At 32.7% G+C, this 18816-nt stretch carries 21 protein-coding genes; 5 read left to right on the plus strand and 16 right to left on the minus strand.

The features are described 5' to 3' along the window. Nucleotides 1–25: 25 nt before the first annotated feature. Genes B0I03_RS11495 through B0I03_RS11505 form a run of 3 tightly spaced genes read left to right on the plus strand, consistent with a single transcriptional unit; the run spans nt 26 to nt 1618 of the window. Nucleotides 26–427, plus strand: coding sequence for a hypothetical protein (locus B0I03_RS11495; protein ID WP_111567581.1), 402 nt, complete (start codon nt 26–28; stop codon nt 425–427). 21 nt (nt 428–448) lie between these two features. Then, nucleotides 449–1132, plus strand: a complete 684-nt coding sequence (cmk, locus tag B0I03_RS11500) for a (d)CMP kinase (protein WP_111567582.1) — start codon at nt 449–451, stop codon at nt 1130–1132. Between the two features lie 21 nt (nt 1133–1153). Continuing rightward, a complete protein-coding gene (locus tag B0I03_RS11505) occupies nt 1154–1618 on the plus strand; it encodes a hypothetical protein (protein WP_111567583.1) in 465 nt (154 codons plus the stop codon). A gap of 48 nt (nt 1619–1666) precedes the next feature. On the opposite strand, the gene B0I03_RS11510 is transcribed toward B0I03_RS11505, so the two are convergent. The 8 genes from B0I03_RS11510 to truA form a co-directional block, all read right to left on the minus strand. Further along, nucleotides 1667–2644, minus strand: coding sequence for an MlaD family protein (locus B0I03_RS11510; RefSeq protein ID WP_111567584.1), 978 nt, complete (start codon nt 2642–2644; stop codon nt 1667–1669). A gap of 7 nt (nt 2645–2651) precedes the next feature. Next, the gene (locus B0I03_RS11515) at nt 2652–3398 is read right to left on the minus strand and encodes an ABC transporter ATP-binding protein (protein WP_111567585.1); all 747 of its coding nucleotides are present in this window, start codon (nt 3396–3398) and stop codon (nt 2652–2654) included. A 2-nt stretch (nt 3399–3400) separates the two neighbouring features. Further along, nucleotides 3401–4186, minus strand: coding sequence for an MlaE family ABC transporter permease (locus B0I03_RS11520; RefSeq protein WP_111567586.1), 786 nt, complete (start codon nt 4184–4186; stop codon nt 3401–3403). Between the two features lie 159 nt (nt 4187–4345). Beyond that, on the minus strand, nt 4346–4981 hold the full coding sequence (locus tag B0I03_RS11525) for a hypothetical protein (RefSeq protein WP_146603295.1): 636 nt from the start codon (nt 4979–4981) through the stop codon (nt 4346–4348). 207 nt (nt 4982–5188) lie between these two features. Then, on the minus strand, nt 5189–6373 hold the full coding sequence (locus B0I03_RS11530) for a hypothetical protein (protein ID WP_111567588.1): 1185 nt from the start codon (nt 6371–6373) through the stop codon (nt 5189–5191). Between the two features lie 212 nt (nt 6374–6585). Then, nucleotides 6586–7974 (minus strand): dihydrolipoyl dehydrogenase, encoded by a 1389-nt coding sequence (gene lpdA / locus B0I03_RS11535; RefSeq protein ID WP_111567589.1) that lies wholly within the window; start codon nt 7972–7974, stop codon nt 6586–6588. A gap of 353 nt (nt 7975–8327) precedes the next feature. Then, a complete protein-coding gene (locus B0I03_RS11540) occupies nt 8328–10079 on the minus strand; it encodes an ABC transporter ATP-binding protein (RefSeq protein WP_111567590.1) in 1752 nt (583 codons plus the stop codon). A gap of 39 nt (nt 10080–10118) precedes the next feature. Beyond that, on the minus strand, nt 10119–10865 hold the full coding sequence (gene truA, locus B0I03_RS11545; protein ID WP_111567591.1) for a tRNA pseudouridine(38-40) synthase TruA: 747 nt from the start codon (nt 10863–10865) through the stop codon (nt 10119–10121). A 97-nt stretch (nt 10866–10962) separates the two neighbouring features. Between truA and B0I03_RS11550 the strand changes: the two genes are divergently transcribed. Then, the gene (locus B0I03_RS11550; protein WP_111567592.1) at nt 10963–11457 is read left to right on the plus strand and encodes a metallophosphoesterase family protein; all 495 of its coding nucleotides are present in this window, start codon (nt 10963–10965) and stop codon (nt 11455–11457) included. Nucleotides 11458–11557: 100 nt separating this feature from the next. Here B0I03_RS11550 and B0I03_RS11555 read toward each other — a convergent pair whose 3' ends face one another. After that, the gene (locus tag B0I03_RS11555) at nt 11558–11968 is read right to left on the minus strand and encodes a DUF4293 domain-containing protein (protein WP_111567593.1); all 411 of its coding nucleotides are present in this window, start codon (nt 11966–11968) and stop codon (nt 11558–11560) included. Nucleotides 11969–12154: 186 nt separating this feature from the next. On the opposite strand from B0I03_RS11555, the gene rho reads away from it, so the two are divergent. Then, on the plus strand, nt 12155–13942 hold the full coding sequence (gene rho / locus B0I03_RS11560) for a transcription termination factor Rho (RefSeq protein ID WP_111567594.1): 1788 nt from the start codon (nt 12155–12157) through the stop codon (nt 13940–13942). 41 nt (nt 13943–13983) lie between these two features. On the opposite strand, the gene B0I03_RS11565 is transcribed toward rho, so the two are convergent. The 7 genes from B0I03_RS11565 to B0I03_RS11595 form a co-directional block, all read right to left on the minus strand. Continuing rightward, the gene (locus B0I03_RS11565) at nt 13984–14406 is read right to left on the minus strand and encodes a hypothetical protein (protein ID WP_181452390.1); all 423 of its coding nucleotides are present in this window, start codon (nt 14404–14406) and stop codon (nt 13984–13986) included. Then, entirely contained in the window at nt 14352–14744 is a 393-nt protein-coding gene (locus tag B0I03_RS11570; protein ID WP_111567596.1) for a DUF1801 domain-containing protein, read from the minus strand. The genes B0I03_RS11565 and B0I03_RS11570 overlap by 55 nt, the downstream gene beginning before the upstream one ends. Before the next feature lie 58 nt (nt 14745–14802). Further along, on the minus strand, nt 14803–15657 hold the full coding sequence (locus B0I03_RS11575) for a hypothetical protein (RefSeq protein WP_146603296.1): 855 nt from the start codon (nt 15655–15657) through the stop codon (nt 14803–14805). Between the two features lie 55 nt (nt 15658–15712). Continuing rightward, a complete protein-coding gene (gene tpiA / locus B0I03_RS11580; RefSeq protein ID WP_111567598.1) occupies nt 15713–16462 on the minus strand; it encodes a triose-phosphate isomerase in 750 nt (249 codons plus the stop codon). A 111-nt stretch (nt 16463–16573) separates the two neighbouring features. After that, nucleotides 16574–17074: a TlpA family protein disulfide reductase gene (locus B0I03_RS11585; protein WP_111567599.1), complete on the minus strand. Its 501-nt coding sequence runs from the start codon at nt 17072–17074 to the stop codon at nt 16574–16576. Nucleotides 17075–17077: 3 nt separating this feature from the next. Continuing rightward, a complete protein-coding gene (locus B0I03_RS11590) occupies nt 17078–18151 on the minus strand; it encodes a DoxX family protein (RefSeq protein ID WP_111567600.1) in 1074 nt (357 codons plus the stop codon). 60 nt (nt 18152–18211) lie between these two features. Next, a complete protein-coding gene (locus tag B0I03_RS11595) occupies nt 18212–18751 on the minus strand; it encodes a DUF1599 domain-containing protein (protein WP_111567601.1) in 540 nt (179 codons plus the stop codon). Between the last annotated feature and the right edge of the window lie 65 nt (nt 18752–18816).

Consider the following 18816-nt stretch of genomic DNA (forward strand, 5'->3'; position numbering starts at 1 on the left):
ATTTAAATTTAATAGAGGATTATTTATGAGAAATTTTATATTACTAATCTTGTCATTTTTAGTTTTTTCTTGTGCTGAATTAAACAAAGATTATGCATTTAAGGGGAAAGATATTAATAAGGCAGAAGATGGTTCTCCTATGCATCATCCAAATTATGATTCTGTTGCAAAGTATGGTCCAGAAATAAGAAATTTAGAAAAACAAGTTTTGACTGATTCAACTGTAATTAAGTTTAATGTTTATTCAGATTGTTGTCAAAATCCAATGGATGATGTGAAATATTCTAATGATACAATATATGTTAACCCTTCATTTGAATCAGGACCATTATGTGACTCATATTGTGAATATTTGTTTGAATATCATTTTTCAAATAAAGCAATCAAGAATAAAAATATTATTGTAAGATTAAATTATGTAGATTAGATATTCTACATTTAAATAAAAATGAAAAAAATTACCATAGCAATAGACGGTTTTTCGTCAACAGGAAAAAGCACATTGGCTAAGCAATTGGCTGCAGCATTGGGTTACGTGTATGTAGATACGGGTGCGATGTATCGCGCTGTGGCATATTTTGCTATGCAACATAACTTGGTTTCTGAAACGCATTTAGATAAATCAGGTTTGGTGGCTCAATTGCCAAATATCAATTTGCGTTTTCAATTCAATCCAACTTTAGGATTTGCCGAAATGTATTTAAATAACGAAAACATCGAAAACCAAATCAGAACAATTGAAGTTTCGCGTATGGTAAGTAAAGTGGCTGAAATTTCAGAAGTTCGGGCCAAATTAGTAGAACAACAACAAGCCATGGGCAAAGACAAAGGCATTGTAATGGATGGAAGAGACATCGGAACCGTTGTTTTTCCTGATGCTGAATTGAAATTATTCATGACGGCAAGTTCAAAAACCAGAGCACAACGTCGTTTTGACGAATTAGTTGAAAAAGGACAACATATTACTTTCGAGGACGTACTTCAAAACGTTGAAGAACGCGATTACATTGATACGCACAGAGAGGATTCTCCACTTGTAAAAGCGGATGATGCTATTGAAATTGATAATTCTAGCTTGACAAAAAAAGAGCAATTTGAATTGGTATTAAATTTGGTAAAAGAGAAATTATAAATAACTTAAACAAATAACAACATGAAATTTTTAAGCAATTCTTTAAAGGTAACTTTCTTACTATTATCGGTTTTATTTTTAAATGGTTGTAGTAGTGATGGAGACAGTGACGAAACATCTGCAAATATAGAAGGTGTTTGGCAATTAGGAAAAATGTATGGTACAGCCAATTACACAGGAATGAATGCCAATTTAGAAGGTGACTCAGAGGGAACTATGGAGTTTAAATCTGATGGAACTTATGATAATAATATTATAAGTGCATATTTAACCGTTTCGATTCCTGCTATGAATTATTCTGAAACAACTCCCATTGAAGCATCTTCAACGACAGGAGATTATTATTATGACCAAACAACTGATGATTTAGAAATTGATGGCGAAATGTCGAAAGTAGTAGTTTTGAATGCTAATTTTATGAAAATTAAAACATTAATCAACGATAGCGGTGTAACAGGCGAACTTTTTACCGAATATCACCGATAATTAAAAAGCATATGAAAAAGGCTGTCACTTTAAAATGACAGCCTTTTTTTAATTTGTTTTCTTTTTGGCTTTCTCTTTTTCTTGTTTTTTGAAGTAACCTCTAAACAAGAAATTGTGTTTTAAAGCTTCTAAATCTTCATTTAGTTTGATGCTCGCTTTGTTGATGTTGGTAATTGTAGAATCAATTTGTTTTACCAATTTAGGATCATTCGAAAGGTAATTTATCGCTCCTTTTCCATCTTTTACATTGGTAATGGTGGCATTTAAATTGGTCACTACTTTATCAATTTCATTGCTTGATTTTTCTAAATTGATTATAATTTTCTTCATTCGATTGGCCACAACTGTATCGTTTAAAGTGCCGATAACATTGTCTTTTCGGTTTAAATCGGTGATTAATTTGTTCAGATTCGCTACCGATTCCGAAGTTCCTTTAGAAGTTTGTCTCAAATAACTCATGGTGGCTTTCAAATCTTGCGCCATAAGTGTATCTCGTATCAAAAGCCCAACGGTTCCGTTTCCTTGTGTGATTTCTTGTGTGATTTTTAATAAATCAGCGGTTAACATGGCGGCATTTTCATTGGTTACATTTAAAGTCTCAAGCATCGCATCAGTTCCAATTCGGCTATAGGATTGAATGGTGTCGCCATTTTCAACTTTTTGAGTAGCTCCTTTTCCCGGAATAATATTGATAATCATGTTGCCCACCAAACCATCCGAACTAATCGTAGCAATCGCATTTTTCTTAATGTGTTCCATAATTTTGTTATCAATAATCATATGAACACTAATAGTGGTATCGTTAATCATTTCGATTTCTTTCACCGTACCAATATCAATTCCAGCATAGCGAACGTTGTTTCCGGGTTGCAATCCGTTTACATTTACAAAAACTGCTTTCAAATGCGAAGTATTGCCAAACATATTTTGCTTGTTTCCAATAAAATAAATTGCGGCTAAGAATACCAATGTTCCAATGATAACAAAGATTCCGAGTTGTATTTTTTGAGAATTTGATTTTTCCATTACTAAACTATTTAAAAAATGCTTGTACTTTTGGATCGGTTGAACTGGCTAATTCGTCAAACGTTCCTTCTATATAATTCACACCATCAATCAATAAAATCATACGATTGGCAATGACTTTCGCGCAATCCACATCATGCGTGATGATAATCGAAGACGTGTTGTATTGTTTCTGTATCGAATTCATCAAAAGTACAATTTCTTTTGACGTAATCGGGTCTAAACCGGTTGTAGGTTCGTCGTATAGGATGATTTTTGGTTTTAAAATCAAGGTTCTAGCTAAGGCTATTCTTCGTTTCATTCCGCCCGAAAGTTCGTTCGGCATTAAATCAATTGCATGAGCTAATCCAACACTTTCCAAAGCTTCCATAACCAAAGGCGTAGTATCTTCAATAACGCCAAATTTTTTAGTATGACGACGCAACGGAAACTCTAAATTTTCTCGAACCGACATCGAATCGTACAACGCGCTCCCTTGAAATAAAAATCCAATTTCGGTGCGTAATTCGTCTAAATCTTCTTGTTCTAGGTTGTTGATTTCCTGATTCATGACTAAAATCGAACCGCTATCAGGTTGTTCTAAGCCAATCACACATTTAATCATCACCGATTTACCCGAGCCCGATTTTCCCATTACCACTAAATTTTCTCCTTCAAAGAGTTCCAAATCGAAACCATTCAAAACCACATTGCTGCCAAATTGCTTGTGCAAATCTTTGATGGTGATAATCGCATTTTTAGTTGGAGTTGTCATGGCTACATATCGTAAAAAATGTTCGTTACAAAAACCGCTACAAAGTCAATAATAAAAAGCAACATAGAAGTATAAACTACCGCTGCATTTGCTGCTTTTCCTACGCCAGCCGTACCTTTTTTACAGTTATAACCTTTGTAGCAACCCACTAAACCAATCGCAAACCCAAAAAAGAAGGTTTTGATGGTAGCCGGCACAATATCGCTGTATTCTAAAATATTAAAAACCTGATTGAAATATAAGGTAAACGACACATTTCCTTTAATGTTTTCTACTAAAAACGAACCGTAAATAGCGATGAAATCGCCTACGATTACAAGTAACGGTAACATTAAGGTAGTCGCTAAAATTCTAGTAATGACTAAATATTTGAATGGATTGGTTCCCGAAACTTCCATCGCATCAATTTGTTCGGTTACTTTCATGGAACCTAATTCGGCACCAATTCCTGAACCAATTCTTCCAGCGCAAATTAAAGCGGTGATGATGGGACCAATTTCTCGAATAATAGAAACACTCACCATAGACGCCATCCATGAAACAGCACCAAATTCCTGCAAAGTAGGGCGCGATTGCAACGTAAATACCAAACCAATGATAAAACCTGTAACGCTAACCAACAACAAAGAACGGTTTCCAATGTAAAAACATTGGCGCAACAATTCTTTGAATTCGTAAGGCGGTTTCCAAAATTCTTTGAAAAAGCGTCCTGCAAAGTAGGAGAGTTCGCCCACTTCGATGAGGAAGTTCTGTAAAGCTTCAGTAAGATTGTCGAAATATTTTTTCATGAAGCATCTTAATTACAATCAAATATAGTGATTTTTAGTCAGATAAAACATGACATTTGTAAGAGTTGTAGTAAAAAAATGGAGTTGTGTTTTGTGTTTGTTTTAGTTTGTGAACACGGATTGTAAATCCGCACTATCAAGTTTGGTTAAAATTGTAAATTATAACTTTTTTAAAATTTCGATACCGTTAAAAACTTTTTCAGGACCATATTCCCCATAATAACTGTAAAAATTTCCATTAGGAGCAATTACAGTACAATTTCCATAACTAAATTGAAAAGGATAAAATAAATTTTTAATAAAACTATCCTTTTCTTTTAACCAATTAATATGAGCATATTTGTAGCTATCTAAATGTATTTGTGATTCATCATAAATCCAAAATTGTTTACACTTTACTTTTTTGTGTAATTTTTTAATGTAATTAGGTTGAAGAATTGTCCAAAGAGATAAGTTGTTTTCTTTTTTTAAAAGGGGATTGGCAGTAATGTAGTTTATTACAATATATTCATCATTAGCAATTTTTTGTTCATAGTTTAATTCGAGGTGTTTTTTTAAATTTCCTAAAGCTAAAGTATCTAAGGTATCAAGATTAATTCGGTTTACTAATTTAAAAACTTGTAATGAGTCATAATCTAAACCAATGGCAAGATTAATGTTGTGATTTTCTAATTTTAAGAATTCTTCTTTAGAAATTTTCTTCCCATTAGTGTCATAAAATTCTTGTTTAATGCTTTGTGCATTTATATTTAAAGTTTGGATTAGAACGAAAAATATAATTACTTTTTTTATCATATTTATAGAATTTTTAGTTTTAAATAAATCAACAGTAAAAGCTTCAGTAAGATTGTCGAAATATTTTTTCATGAAGCATCGTAATTACAACCAAATATATTGATTTTTAGTCAGATAAAACATGATATTTGTAAGAGTTGTAGTAGAAAATTGGAGTTGTGTTGGAGTTGGATTTTTGTTTGTTTTGTGTATAGTTGTGAATTTGAGTTAAAATGGTAAGGAGGAATTGTCATGGGATACTTCAGTTGGCATCCAAGGATATTTTTCTGCACTAGAGATAAAATCTTTATCATAATAACCCAATGATCCCCAAAATTCAACAGGACTACTTTCATCTAGCTCTGTTGAGAATGAATTAGCTCTCAATTCATAATAATCACTTTCATTTATTTTTCTATATGAACAATCAACAACTTCAATTAATTTCCCTCTTGCTAAATTATCGTCCTTAATTAAAGTAATTTCTTGAGAAATTTTTAACAAAATATTCTCTAAATCTATTTTAATTGATAAATAGTTTTTTTCAATACTTTTAATACCAAATGTAAATTCTATGATTTTGCTTATTTGATGATTATCCGGATTTTGAGTATACGCAGATGGATTAATTTCATTCACAGAGATACAACTATTAATTAAATTATTATAAATAGTAGATAAATTATCAGATCTTAAGTTAAAAGTTTTGACTATATAACCAGGCCATCTAATATTTTTTGATATTACTGGAGGTGTAAATTTTAATTGTAATTTAATCCATTCACCTTTTTTACTTTGTTTAAAACTTATTTTACACTCATCAATACCAATTGTTATTAATTCTTTATACCAATTTTCCTCTGTATTAGTAGGTACTACATCTCTACAATTTAAAAAATCATTGATTGTTTTTTCTATTTCAGATAAAGTGTGAATAGAATTTTGTTTTACCAATTCAATATCACCCTTTTTAATGGGTCTAAAATGTGCTAACGAATTTCTAACGTTACCAATTTCATCAAGTTTATTTTTTATTATTTCTTTTGAACCGGGAAAATAATTTTTAAAAAATTTCCAATATGATTCAGATGTAATTATTCTTATAAGTTCCCCACTAGTAAGATGTAACAAAGGACTTGATATTACATAACCTAGATAAGCAAAATTTTTATCTTGAGCTATACGTTTTTTTGCTATTGCTCCGATAGTTGAAGTTTCAGAATCATCTGAAGTTACTGCTAAATCTTTCCATTTTTCTTTGAATTCGTTTTTAAGAATTATATAAACGAAAATTCTCAATGAATTTTCCACACGAAATAATATATTTAATGCCTCAAAATATTCTATTTTAAGCCAATCTCCTGGTAATTCGTAATTATTTTCATTTAAATTTTTAGCACTATTCCAATTCATATAAAATCATTTTTAAAATAACAGCTCAATTTGATAACAATTATTATAATTCTATTTATGTTTAGATAAAAGTAAATCTAAACTAGAAGTTTTCTCAAATATAATTAATTTTTCCTACAAACTCTATCCAAGTTATCAACAAAAAAATCCGACCTGCTTTCACAAATCGGATTTAATCTATTTTCTAAAATCTATTTTCTTTGTTCTAAAGACTACAAGTGAATTACTTCACCATAAGCATCAGCCACAGCTTCCATAACTGCTTCACTCATCGTTGGGTGAGGGTGAACTGCTTTTAAGATTTCGTGTCCTGTAGTTTCTAATTTACGGGCTACAACTGCTTCAGCAATCATATCGGTTACTCCGGCACCAATCATGTGGCAACCTAACCATTCACCGTATTTCGCATCAAAAATTACTTTTACAAATCCGTCTGGAGTTCCAGCAGCTTTTGCTTTTCCTGAAGCTGAGAATGGGAATTTACCCACTTTGATTTCGTATCCTTTTTCTTTCGCTTGTTTTTCAGTCATACCCACAGAAGCAATTTCTGGAGTCGCATACGTACAACCTGGAATGTTTCCATAATCTAATGGCTCAACATGTAAACCTGCAATTTTTTCCACACATAAAATACCTTCAGCAGAAGCAACGTGTGCTAAAGCTTGTCCAGGCGTTACATCACCAATAGCGTAGTAACCTGGAACGTTAGTTTGGTAATATGCGTTTACTAAAATTTTATCTCTATCGGTAGCAATACCTGTTTCTTCTAATCCGATGTTTTCGATGTTGGTTTTAATTCCAACTGCTGATAATAAGATATCTGCTTCTAAAACTTCTTCTCCTTTTGCTGTTTTAACAAATGCTTTCACTCCGTTTCCAGTAGTATCAATTCGTTCCACAGAAGAATTCGTCATTACGTTGATTCCTGCTTTTTTCAACGAACGCTCAAATTGTTTTGAGATGTCTTCGTCTTCCACTGGAACAATGTTAGGCATGAATTCAACAATCGTAACTTCTGTTCCCATTGCGTTATAGAAATGAGCAAACTCAACTCCAATCGCACCAGAACCTACAACAATCATTTTCTTTGGTTGCTCAGGTAATGTCATTGCTTGGCGGTATCCGATTACTTTTTTACCATCTTGCGGTAAGTTTGGTAATTCGCGAGAACGCGCTCCTGTTGCAATGATGATATGATCTGCAGTATATTCAGTAACTTTTCCGTCAGCAGCAGTAACGTCTACTTTTTTACCTGGTTTTACTTTTCCAAAACCATCAATAACGTCGATTTTATTTTTCTTCATTAAGAATTGAACTCCTTTGCTCATTCCTTCTGCAACCGAACGCGAACGTGCAATTACAGCGTTGAAGTCTTTATCAAATTCTTTAACGGTTAATCCGTAATCTGAAGCATGTTTTAGGTAATCAAATACTTGAGCCGATTTTAATAATGCTTTCGTTGGAATACAACCCCAATTCAAACAAATTCCACCCAAATTTTCTTTTTCGATAACGGCTACTTTGAAGCCTAATTGTGATGCTCTAATAGCAGTTACATAACCACCAGGACCACTTCCTAAAACTATGATATCGTATTTCATTTTTTATAAAGTATTTCAGTTTTATTTATAAGTTGCGAATTTAAGGAAATATTTTAAAAGTTTAAACGCAAAGTTCGCAAAGTTTTACGCAAAGAAACGCAAAGGGAATCTGTGATTTATATTCAAGTTCAAGGTCAAATTCAATTTCAAGTATAAAAGTGTAACGTCTCTGTGTAGCTCTCAACACAAATCAAATTAAAAAAACTCTATGAATCTCTGTGTAAAAAAGATTAACCGCAAAGTTTGCAAAGTTTTACGCTAAGAAACGCAAAGGAAAATCAGTAAAAACCCGTTTAATCTGTGTTATCCGCGTTCTAAAACTGAACACTTACCACTGAATACTGAACACTATACTACTCAACCTCCACAGCAAACTGCGAATCGTACAATTTCTTATAATAACCATTTGGCTTATTCACCAATTCGCTATGTTTTCCGAATTCTACGATTTGCCCTTTATCCATAACGATGATTTTACTCGCATTGATAACGGTTGCTAATCGGTGAGCGATTACGATAGAAGTTCTGTCTTTAGTAATGGTTTCCGTTGCTTTTTGAATTAATTCTTCCGAATGCGTATCGATAGAAGAAGTCGCTTCATCCAAAATTAAAATACTTGGATTGCTTACATACGCTCTCAAAAAGGCAATCAATTGGCGTTGACCCGACGAAAGCATCACTCCGCGTTCTTTTACGTTGTAATCGTAGCCTTCAGGTAAGCTCATAATGAAATCGTGCACGCCAATTTTCTTAGCGGCTGTAATGACGTCTTCTCTTGTAATGGCTTCGTTATGAAGGGTAATATTATTGTAAATCGTATCAGCAAACAAGAAAACATCTTGCAATACAATAGCAATTTGCTTGCGAAGACTTTCTAAGGTATAGTCGTTAATATTTCGATTATCAATCGTAATTTCACCCGAATTAATTTCGTAAAAACGATTCAATAAATTGATAATAGTTGATTTTCCAGCACCCGTACTTCCTACAATAGCAATGGTTTCGCCAGGTTGGACTTCTAAATTGATGCCTTTTAAAACTTCTTCGTTTTTGATATAACTAAAACGAACATCTTTCAATTGAATAAATCCTTTAAAATGCGTCGCTTCAACTGTTCCGTTGTCTTGAACATTCTCTTCTTTTTCTAGAATTTCAAAAACTCTATCTGCAGCGATAATTCCCATCTGCATCACGTTGAATTTATCCGCAATTTGACGCAATGGATTGAATAACATGTTGATTAACATGGTGTAAGCGAATAAATCTCCTACAGTAGTCAATGTGTCTCCATTTATGATGGAAATTCCAGCGTAATACACAATTGCTCCTAAAGTCAATGAAGAAACGATATCGGCAATAGGGAAGAAGATGGAGTTGTACAAAATGTTTTTCAACCAAGCTACGTTGTGTTTCTGGTTGATTTCTTTGAACTTTTCTAATTCAATCGCTTCTCTATTGAACAATTGCACGATTTTCATTCCAGTTAATCGTTCTTGTACAAAAGTGTTTAGGTTGGCTACTTCGTTTCGAACTTCGTTAAAAGCGACTTTCATTTTCTTTTGGAAAACATCAGTAGCGTAAATTAAAACAGGCATTGCAGCTAAAACGATTAACGATAATTTCCAGTTCATGAAGAACATGATACCTAGAATTACAACCATTTTTAGCACATCACTCACAATCATAAATAAACCTTGACTGAAAATACTAGCAATCGATTCGATATCGGAAACCGAACGTGTCACCAATTTTCCAACAGGTTCATTATCAAAATACTTCATTTTAAAGGAAGTAATATGATGGAATAATTTATCGCGAATGTCTTTAATAATGTCTTGTCCGAGCCAGTTTGCCCAATATGTAAAGTAAAATTGCGCTAAAACCTCTAACAAAAGTACTACTGCCATTAAAACAACATAGAGAAGTAATCCGTTTTCGTCTTCGGGTTTGATGTATTCGTCAACCGTTTGTTTCAATAAATACGGACGCGCTGCAGCGAAAATAGAAAGTAAGATAGCCCAAACGATTACCCAATTGAACCTTTTTTGGTAAGGTTTCGCATAGTGCAATACTTTTTTTAGTGAATTGGATTTGATGAGCTTCATTTATCTATTTTCTATATTCTGTGTTCTATTTTCTAAAATCTATTTTCTTTCTTTGATATAAGGATATCTAACATTCACCAAATACAATCCGTGTGCTGGAACTGAAAATCCGGCTTTTCCTCTGTTTTTACTTTCGATAATCGTTCTTAAATCAGCGACTTCTATTTTGCCTAAACCAATGTTAACCATAGTTCCTACAATCGCTCTTACCATATTACGCAAAAATCGATCGGCGGTGATGGTAAAGATAAGCTGATTTCCCGATTGTTTCCAATGCGCTTCCGAAATTTTACAATTAAACGTATTCACATCGGTATGTACTTTCGAAAAACACTCAAAATCAATGTATTCGAATAAGATTTTACATGCTTCATTCATTTTATCCAAATCCAAATGATGCGAATGATACCAACTTCCATCAGTAATAAACGCATCTTTAAAAGTGTGCATGTAATATTCGTAAGTTCTCGAAGTCGCATCAAAACGTGCATGCGCATCATCCGCTACTTTAAAAATATGATACACTACAATCGACGGCGGTAAAAACGAATTCAATTTGTGTGTCCAATAGTCGGAATCCAATTCCAATTCGGTTTCAAAATGCGCATACATTTGCTTGGCATGCACACCCGAATCCGTTCTTCCAGCACCTACAATAGCGATAGTTTCTCTGAAAAGGGTAGAAAGTGCCTTCTCCAAAGTTTCCTGTACCGAAGCGGCGTCAGGCTGACTCTGAAATCCGTGGAAGTTTTTTCCGTTGTAGGCAAATTCTATGAAATATCTCAAAATTAGGTGTTCGGTTTTCTTAAATAGCTTGCAAATTTACAAAATTCAAAAGTAAAGTTCCTTTCAAATTATGATAATAAAAACTTAATTTTGTCTTATGAAGAAAATTCTATTGTTATCCGACACGCACAGTCACATTGATGATGCCATTTTGAAATACGTCAACCAAGCCGATGAAGTTTGGCACGCAGGCGATATTGGCGATTTAGCAGTTACTGATGCGATAAAAAAGTTGAAACCACTTCGAGGCGTTTATGGTAATATTGACGATGATAAAGCTCGAATGGAGTTCCCTTTAAACAATCGTTTTTTCTGTGAAGGAGTGGAGGTTTGGATTACGCATATTGGCGGTTATCCTGATAAATACAACCCAGCAATTCGAGCTGAAATCACTAAAAATCCTCCTAAGTTATTCATTTGTGGTCATTCGCATATTCTAAAAGTGCAATTCGATAAAAAATTGAATTTATTACACATGAATCCAGGTGCTTGTGGAAAATATGGTTTTCATCAAGTAAGAACGATGTTACGCTTTGAAATCGATGGAGATAAAATCCAGAGTTTGGAAATTATTGAGCTTGGGAAGAAATAGTGTTCAGTATTCAGTCGCAGTTTTCAGTTTAAATAAACAAAAAAATCCGAAACTTTCGCTTCGGATTTTTTCTTCGCACTAATAAACTAAGATGATAGGTTTATCGTAATCGATCAACAGATTTTACGAGATCTTCGTCCTTTTTAATTGCCTTGTTGGCCAAGACTAATAAAACGATAGAAATTGCAGGAAGAAACATCCCAATACCCTTCTCTGAAACTATAGTTTCTCCGGATAAGTTTAGCGAGCGATACACAAAAAATCCTAGTAAAATAAAGTTAAATATCATGTTCAATCTGTTTAACACAAATTGATGTTGTCTCTTTTTAAAATTGATAATACTAAAAACCGCTAATAAAGCTGAAACCACGAAAAAAATGATATACAATAAAGAAGAAGTAAAAAACACTTCTTTTTTATCGGTTGTTGTCCATAAAGAAAACACAAATGGCAAAGCACCCATCGCAATAGCGCTGATAGCCATATAAACCGTTTGAATTCTTTGTATCATTTTGAATTGATTTGTTGAGCAAAAATAGTATTTCTTTTCAATTAAAACTATTGTTATATTCAAATTTATTCGTATTATTGCATTGTATTAGTCGTAAGTACTTCATTCTGCGACACCTTACACCTCAAAAAAAATCTATCATTTTTTTGTTTTAACCCTATCAACAATTTTATTCAACTTATATCCATGTTTGATATTGAAGTATTAAAGGAGATGAAACTCTCTGATTTGCAAGAGATTGCAAAAGTTGCGAAAATCAATAAATACCGTTCGCTAAAAAAAGACGATTTGGTATATATGATTTTAGATTTGCAAGCAGCTAAACCAGAAGTTATTAAATCAGATTTAGCTCCTGAACAGCCTACTGAGCAACCGAAAGAAAAAAGAGCGCGAATTACTCCAAAAAAAGAAGTTAACCAAGCGCCAAAAATCAAAAAAGACTTGTTTTCAAAACCTTTGAAAGATTTACCAGAAGATATTGTTCCTAAAGTAACTGAAAAAGTAGAAGAAGAAATCAAATCTGCTGAAACCAAAGCAGTTTCACCAAAGCCAAATGATAAGCTACCTCGTAAAGATTTTAAAAATAAGAAACCTTTACCAAATAAAGAAGCTACTAACGAAGATGTAGCTAAAATTGAAAAACCTGTAAAAGAAGTGACTACTACAGAAACTTCTCAGAATGATAAAAATTTGCCTAGAAATCCAAATCATAAGGCAAACCAAAATAACCCCAACCATCCTGATTACAAAAAAAGTAATCCTACCGAAGGAAGTAATGGAAACAACGGGAACACTACAAACACCAACAAAAATCCACATCAAAACAAAAAGCAAAATTTTAGAGAGCCTGATTATGAGTTCGACGGAATTATTGAAAGTGAAGGCGTTTTAGAAATGATGCCTGATGGTTACGGATTTTTACGTTCTTCAGATTACAATTATTTAGCGTCTCCAGATGATATTTATTTATCAACGTCTGAAATTCGTTTATTCGGATTAAAAACAGGTGATACGGTAAAAGGAGTAGTACGACCTCCAAAAGAAGGAGAAAAGTACTTCCCATTAGTAAAAGTATTAAAAATCAACGGTCACGACCCACAAGTTGTGCGTGATAGAATTTCTTTTGAACATTTAACGCCAGTTTTTCCAACAGAAAAATTCAATTTAGCAGAACGTAATAGTACAGTTTCGACTCGTATTATTGATTTGTTTTCGCCAATTGGAAAAGGGCAACGTGGTATGATTGTAGCCCAACCAAAAACGGGTAAAACTATGTTGTTAAAAGATGTTGCTAATGCTATTGCGGCTAATCATCCAGAAGTTTATCTAATTGTTTTATTAATTGATGAACGTCCAGAAGAGGTAACCGATATGCAACGTAGTGTTCGTGGTGAAGTAATTGCTTCAACTTTCGACAGAGAGCCACAAGAGCACGTTAAGATTGCTAATATCGTATTAGAAAAAGCAAAACGTTTAGTAGAATGTGGTCACGATGTAGTGATTTTATTAGACTCGATTACACGTTTAGCTAGAGCTTACAATACAGTTCAACCAGCTTCAGGAAAAGTATTGAGTGGTGGTGTTGATGCGAATGCATTACAAAAACCAAAACGTTTCTTTGGAGCGGCTCGTAATGTAGAAAATGGTGGTTCGCTAAGTATCATTGCAACCGCATTAACAGAAACCGGTTCTAAAATGGATGAAGTTATCTTTGAGGAATTTAAAGGAACAGGAAATATGGAATTACAGTTGGACAGAAGAATTGCCAACAAACGTATTTTCCCTGCAATCGACCTGGTTTCTTCAAGTACGCGTCGTGATGACTTGTTGTTAGACGAAAACACCATTCAAAGAATGTGGATCATGAGAAAATACTTAGCCGATATGAACCCAGTAGAAGCTATGGATTTTATCCACGACCGATTTAAGAAAACCAGAAACAACGAAGAATTTTTAATTTCGATGAATCAATAAAAAAACTCCGATGAAAATCGGAGTTTTTTATGGGTTATAAATTATAAAAAATGCATTTTTATTTTTTTAATTAAATCTATTATTTCATTATTTTTCAATTCTTCCGTATTTAATTCCCAAATAGAATAGTTATTATATGGAGATGTTTTATATTTTTTATGCTTAAAGTCAGAATGAATTTCACTGATTAATGTTGTTAATGCATCGATTTTATCTTGATTAATATTTTTGAAGGGATATTTTAGTCCAATTTTCTCTTTTCTAATAAATACTGTAAAAGATATCGATTTTTCAATTTTTGAAATAATATAGTTATCTCTAAAACCAAATGTTTGATCATTAAAAGAATTGTTTAATTCTTCGTTAAATTTTTTTAATTCAAAATCATTTCTCATTTCATTTTTTTTTTTTACTTCAACCTTTCCAAAACTCCTTTTCGCTTTACAATATTCTTGTAATCCCACTGAATTTCTTTTGCTTTTTGAAACCAAATTTTTAAATCAGCACTATTAATTTCATTAACGGAATTATAAAAAATAGAAGCGTCTTGAAATTTACCTCCTAAAACGTTGAGTTTAGTCTCTTCAAACGATTTTCCACTCCAAAACATCAATCGAATGCCTTTCTTTTGTTTGCTGTACCCTACAATCGGATTCCCTTCTAAAAACCAAACAGGATGCGCGTGCCAAATTTTATTTTCAGCTTCGGGTAAATGCAAGTTGATTTGTTCTGCTAATGAATTACTGATTAACCGATCTTCTTCTGATTGAGAGTTATTGTATCTAGAGATTTCTGGATTCATTGAAATGTTGTTTGAATCAAATTTAATAAAAAACTCCGAGAAGTATCGGAGCCAAGTTTTATTTTATAATGTCTATAGTTTTTCGAATTTCTGTAATATCGGGTTGTTGATTCTCACATTTTTGAACACTTTCGGGATGAATTTTTTCGATAAAACGATTGTAATCTTTACAACTTTTAAAAATATTGAATTCTTTGTTTTTGAAATCCCAAACTATTCCTTTTTTATTAATCATTTCTTGCGCAAGAGTGTAACCAGATGCCCCACCAAGACCAAATGCAGCACCTTGAGCCCAAATGTTTGCTAAATCCATTTCAGCATAAAAATAGTTATCTCCACCTTTTATGACTCTTGTAAAACTATGTGGTAAATCATTTGTTTGTGCATTATCATTTTTATTTCTGTTAGAAATTGCAATAACGGCCTTAATTTGAAAGTACAAATAACCTTTGTAAGAAATCGCAAAAACTTTTTTTATCTTTTTTTCAGAAACTTTATAATAGAAATAACAATGATCTTCGATAGATTCAAGCTCTTCATCTTCGTAATCCGTTAAATCTTTTGCGAAAATTTTAGGATTTTCATTCGGCGTTTTTTTTATAAAGTCTTCTTTCGTGTAATAAATTCCGTCAGGATAATTTGCTTTGAAAAGAATTTCTTTAGGTTTTTCTGTTAAACCTTTTTCTTTTTTTATTCTTTCTTCTTCTTGAAATTGTTGACTTTTGTAAACTACATTCTCTTGTTCGTCAACAACTAATTTTACTGCATTTTTGAAATAGATAAACTCAGATTTCGTTGCGACATTTATAAAAGTAACCTGATTATTTACCGTCTTTAAATTGGTAAACTCGTATTTTTGATTCGTTGTTAGTGTAATAAAACCTTTTTTTGTTTCTGGAATTTCTTGTCCCAAAATAACGGAGCTAAAAAAAAGGAAAAGGTAAATTAATTTCAATTTCATAACTTAATTAAAACCCATTCACAATAGCCAAAAAGTCATCTGCTTTTAAAGCGGCACCACCAATTAATCCACCATCGACATCAGGTTTTGAGAAGATTTCTTTGGCGTTATCTGGTTTTACACTTCCTCCGTATAAAATGGTTAAGTTGTCTGCAATGTCAAAACCGTAAACTTTTTCAACTAAAGTTCTAATGAATTTATGCATTTCTTGCGCTTGTTCTGGTGAAGCGGTTTCACCTGTTCCAATTGCCCAAACCGGTTCGTAAGCCAATACAATATTCGCCCAATCTTTCTTCTCTAAATGGAATAAACCATCGCGTAATTGGTATTCTACGACATTAAAATGATTGTCATTTTGGCGGTCTTTTAACTCTTCACCAAAACAAAAAATAACTCGCATTTCATGTTTTAAAGCCGTATCGACTTTACTAGCTAACAAAGCATTTGTTTCATGAAAATAGGCACGTCTTTCACTGTGTCCTAAGATTACTGTGTTTACGTCGATATCTGTTAACATAGAAGCTGCAATTTCGCCTGTAAAAGCACCACCTTCCGCTTGATGCATGTTTTGTGCGGCTACTGTAATTCCTTTTCCATTCGTAATTTCAACTGCTTTTGACAAGTTGACAAACGTTGGAGCTACAATAATTTCAGTAGTAGTATTTGGTTTTTTTGCTATAATTTCTTCTAATAATGCAACTGTTTCTTTTTGAGTTTTGTGCATTTTCCAGTTTCCGGCAACGATATTTTTTCTCATTGAAATTTCATTTTTAATAATTTCAAAAGTACTAATTTGTTTGTTTAATTAGTATTTTTTGGTCACCTCATTGTAATAAATTTACGCAAAGGTTTGCGAAGATTCGACTATTTATTTAACCTTGTTTAATACCTCTTTTATTTTGTCAAAATCTTTTTCTATGGCTCTGTATAAAACAATTTTACCAGTTTTGTCTACTATTAAATATCTTGGAATCCAATCTACATCTAATGATTTTCCAAATGTTCCTTTCATATTATCACCAATGAAATAATTCTCACCTTCCACTTCATGTTTTTCGATTCCTTGAATCCATTTTTCAAATGTTTTGTCAAAGGATAAGTTTACAAAAACAACGTCTTTTCCATAAGCTTGGTTTAATTTTTTTACTTCTGGCATTGCTTTGATACAATCTGAACACCATGAAGCCCAAAGTTCTATAAATATAGTCTTTCCTTCATGTTTTTTTACTATTTCTTGAAAAGTAATTGGTTTGTCTTCAGTTGTTTTTAAAACGTAGTCAAGACTTTCTTTTTTAAATGTACTTTCTTCTTTTTGAGCACAACCTAAAGTGCTGATTAGCATGGTTGCTAAAACGAATATTTTTTTCATAGCTTATTTTTTTAATTCCGAATACGGTTTTTTAATTAATTTTTTGAATTCAGTTCCGTTGAATTTATTTTCATTGATGCCGTCGTAGTATTTGAATTCATTACCATTCCATAAATATTTCACTCCAGGAGTATCTCTTCCTGTTCCTAATTCGGTCCAAAACGGAATTACATCAATCATTTTATATGGGAATTTCGTTCCTGCGAATTCAAAGAAGGTTGGAATTTTCTCTGGTTCTTCGTTCATGAAAATTACGTAAACAGGAGGGAAGTTCTTATCTTTTTTACGCATTTCGTTCAATTCTTTTGCGGTATCCATACAATGGTCGCAACCTGGAACAAAATAGCACAGAATTTTTTTATCAGTATCAATTCCTGGGAAATATTTCTCGTAACCCGATTTTACTTTTTTAGGAGTGTCTTCGGTTTTCTTTTCTTCCACTTTTTTAATAGTATCTTTTACTATTTCAGCTTTTGGTTCTTCAACAGTTAATAAAGCGCTAGAATCCGCAATAACGCCTAAATTGTCTTGAATTTCAGAAGTGGGTTCTTCAATAACTTCTGCAACCGGGCGAATAGGAGCCAACATGAAAAGTCCTAAAATACAGCCTAAAGCAACCGATTTCAACAACCAAAAATTCGATTTTCCATCAGCAGGTAATATTTTGAATAACCAAACTAACAATCCTATCGCAATGATATTTTTAATGATGGCTTCTACTGGTGTCATAGGAATTAATTCTCCAAAACAACCACAGTTTCCTGCATTTCCACTTGCAAACGTAGTGTAACTCAAATGAATCGTAAATACCGCCAATAATAAAATCGTAGCTGGAATCGTGATTTTTTTCAAGTAATCTTTTAATAAAATAGCAATTCCTAATGCAAATTCAATTCCGATTAAAATTCTTGAGAAATAAGGAGCAAAACCTTCTGAAAATCCTAATGGATACAATTGTTTTACTTCAAAAGTGGATATCGCAAAATAAGGTGAAGGATATAATTTGGCTACAGCCGAAACAATAAATAAGGCAGAAATAATTAGGCGTAAAATCCAACTTAAGTTTTCTTTTTTCATGCTTTTTTTGATTTTTGATAAAAATACAACTTACAAAAAAGGTAATGTGTTAACGACTTGTTATTTATTTTCCATTAAAATCAAGGCGAAAACCGAATAGTTAATCATGTCTTGGTAATTGGCGTCAATTCCTTCTGAAACTAAAGTTTTTCCTTTGTTATCTTCAATTTGCTTCACGCGAAGTAACTTTTGAATGATTAAATCGGTTAACGAACTGATTCGCATATCGCGCCAAGCTTCGCCATAATCATGATTTTTGTTTTCCATTAAGGCTTTAGTTTCTGCGATTTTTTCATCGTATAAGCGCACCGCTTCATCAGCTGACATATCAGGTTGACTTGCAACTCCTTTTTCCATTTGAATCAATGCCATCGCACAATAATTGATAATTCCAATGAATTCTGAAGCTTCACCTTCGTCCACTTTTCGAATCTCATTTTCTTGTAAACTACGAATTCTTTGCGCTTTAATGAAAATTTGATCAGTTAAAGAAGGCAAACGTAAAATACGCCATGCAGTGCCATAATCGTGTGCTTTTTTGGAAAATAAATCGCGACAAACCGCTATAACTTTATCATATTGTTGAGAAGTATTCGACATTATTTGCTTTATATTTGTGTGAGAATTTTCAAAAGTAATCATTTAAGTGAAAAGTGAAAAGTGAA

Source organism: Flavobacterium aquaticum (assembly GCF_003259835.1).
In the GTDB taxonomy this organism is placed as follows: Bacteria; Bacteroidota; Bacteroidia; order Flavobacteriales; family Flavobacteriaceae; genus Flavobacterium; species Flavobacterium aquaticum.

Coding starts and splice junctions, on each gene's coding strand:
- B0I03_RS11540 (WP_111567590.1), bottom strand. CDS start 10,079: ATGAAGCTCATCAAATCCAATTCACTAAAAAAAGTATTGCACTATGCG.
- B0I03_RS11515 (WP_111567585.1), bottom strand. CDS start 3,398: ATGACAACTCCAACTAAAAATGCGATTATCACCATCAAAGATTTGCAC.
- B0I03_RS11530 (WP_111567588.1), bottom strand. CDS start 6,373: ATGAATTGGAATAGTGCTAAAAATTTAAATGAAAATAATTACGAATTA.
- B0I03_RS11495 (WP_111567581.1), top strand. CDS start 26: ATGAGAAATTTTATATTACTAATCTTGTCATTTTTAGTTTTTTCTTGT.
- B0I03_RS11520 (WP_111567586.1), bottom strand. CDS start 4,186: ATGAAAAAATATTTCGACAATCTTACTGAAGCTTTACAGAACTTCCTC.
- B0I03_RS11595 (WP_111567601.1), bottom strand. CDS start 18,751: ATGTCGAATACTTCTCAACAATATGATAAAGTTATAGCGGTTTGTCGC.
- B0I03_RS11550 (WP_111567592.1), top strand. CDS start 10,963: ATGAAGAAAATTCTATTGTTATCCGACACGCACAGTCACATTGATGAT.
- B0I03_RS11505 (WP_111567583.1), top strand. CDS start 1,154: ATGAAATTTTTAAGCAATTCTTTAAAGGTAACTTTCTTACTATTATCG.
- B0I03_RS11590 (WP_111567600.1), bottom strand. CDS start 18,151: ATGAAAAAAGAAAACTTAAGTTGGATTTTACGCCTAATTATTTCTGCC.
- cmk (WP_111567582.1), top strand. CDS start 449: ATGAAAAAAATTACCATAGCAATAGACGGTTTTTCGTCAACAGGAAAA.
- B0I03_RS11585 (WP_111567599.1), bottom strand. CDS start 17,074: ATGAAAAAAATATTCGTTTTAGCAACCATGCTAATCAGCACTTTAGGT.
- lpdA (WP_111567589.1), bottom strand. CDS start 7,974: ATGAAATACGATATCATAGTTTTAGGAAGTGGTCCTGGTGGTTATGTA.
- B0I03_RS11510 (WP_111567584.1), bottom strand. CDS start 2,644: ATGGAAAAATCAAATTCTCAAAAAATACAACTCGGAATCTTTGTTATC.
- B0I03_RS11555 (WP_111567593.1), bottom strand. CDS start 11,968: ATGATACAAAGAATTCAAACGGTTTATATGGCTATCAGCGCTATTGCG.
- B0I03_RS11570 (WP_111567596.1), bottom strand. CDS start 14,744: ATGAATCCAGAAATCTCTAGATACAATAACTCTCAATCAGAAGAAGAT.
- rho (WP_111567594.1), top strand. CDS start 12,155: ATGTTTGATATTGAAGTATTAAAGGAGATGAAACTCTCTGATTTGCAA.
- tpiA (WP_111567598.1), bottom strand. CDS start 16,462: ATGAGAAAAAATATCGTTGCCGGAAACTGGAAAATGCACAAAACTCAA.
- B0I03_RS11525 (WP_146603295.1), bottom strand. CDS start 4,981: ATGATAAAAAAAGTAATTATATTTTTCGTTCTAATCCAAACTTTAAAT.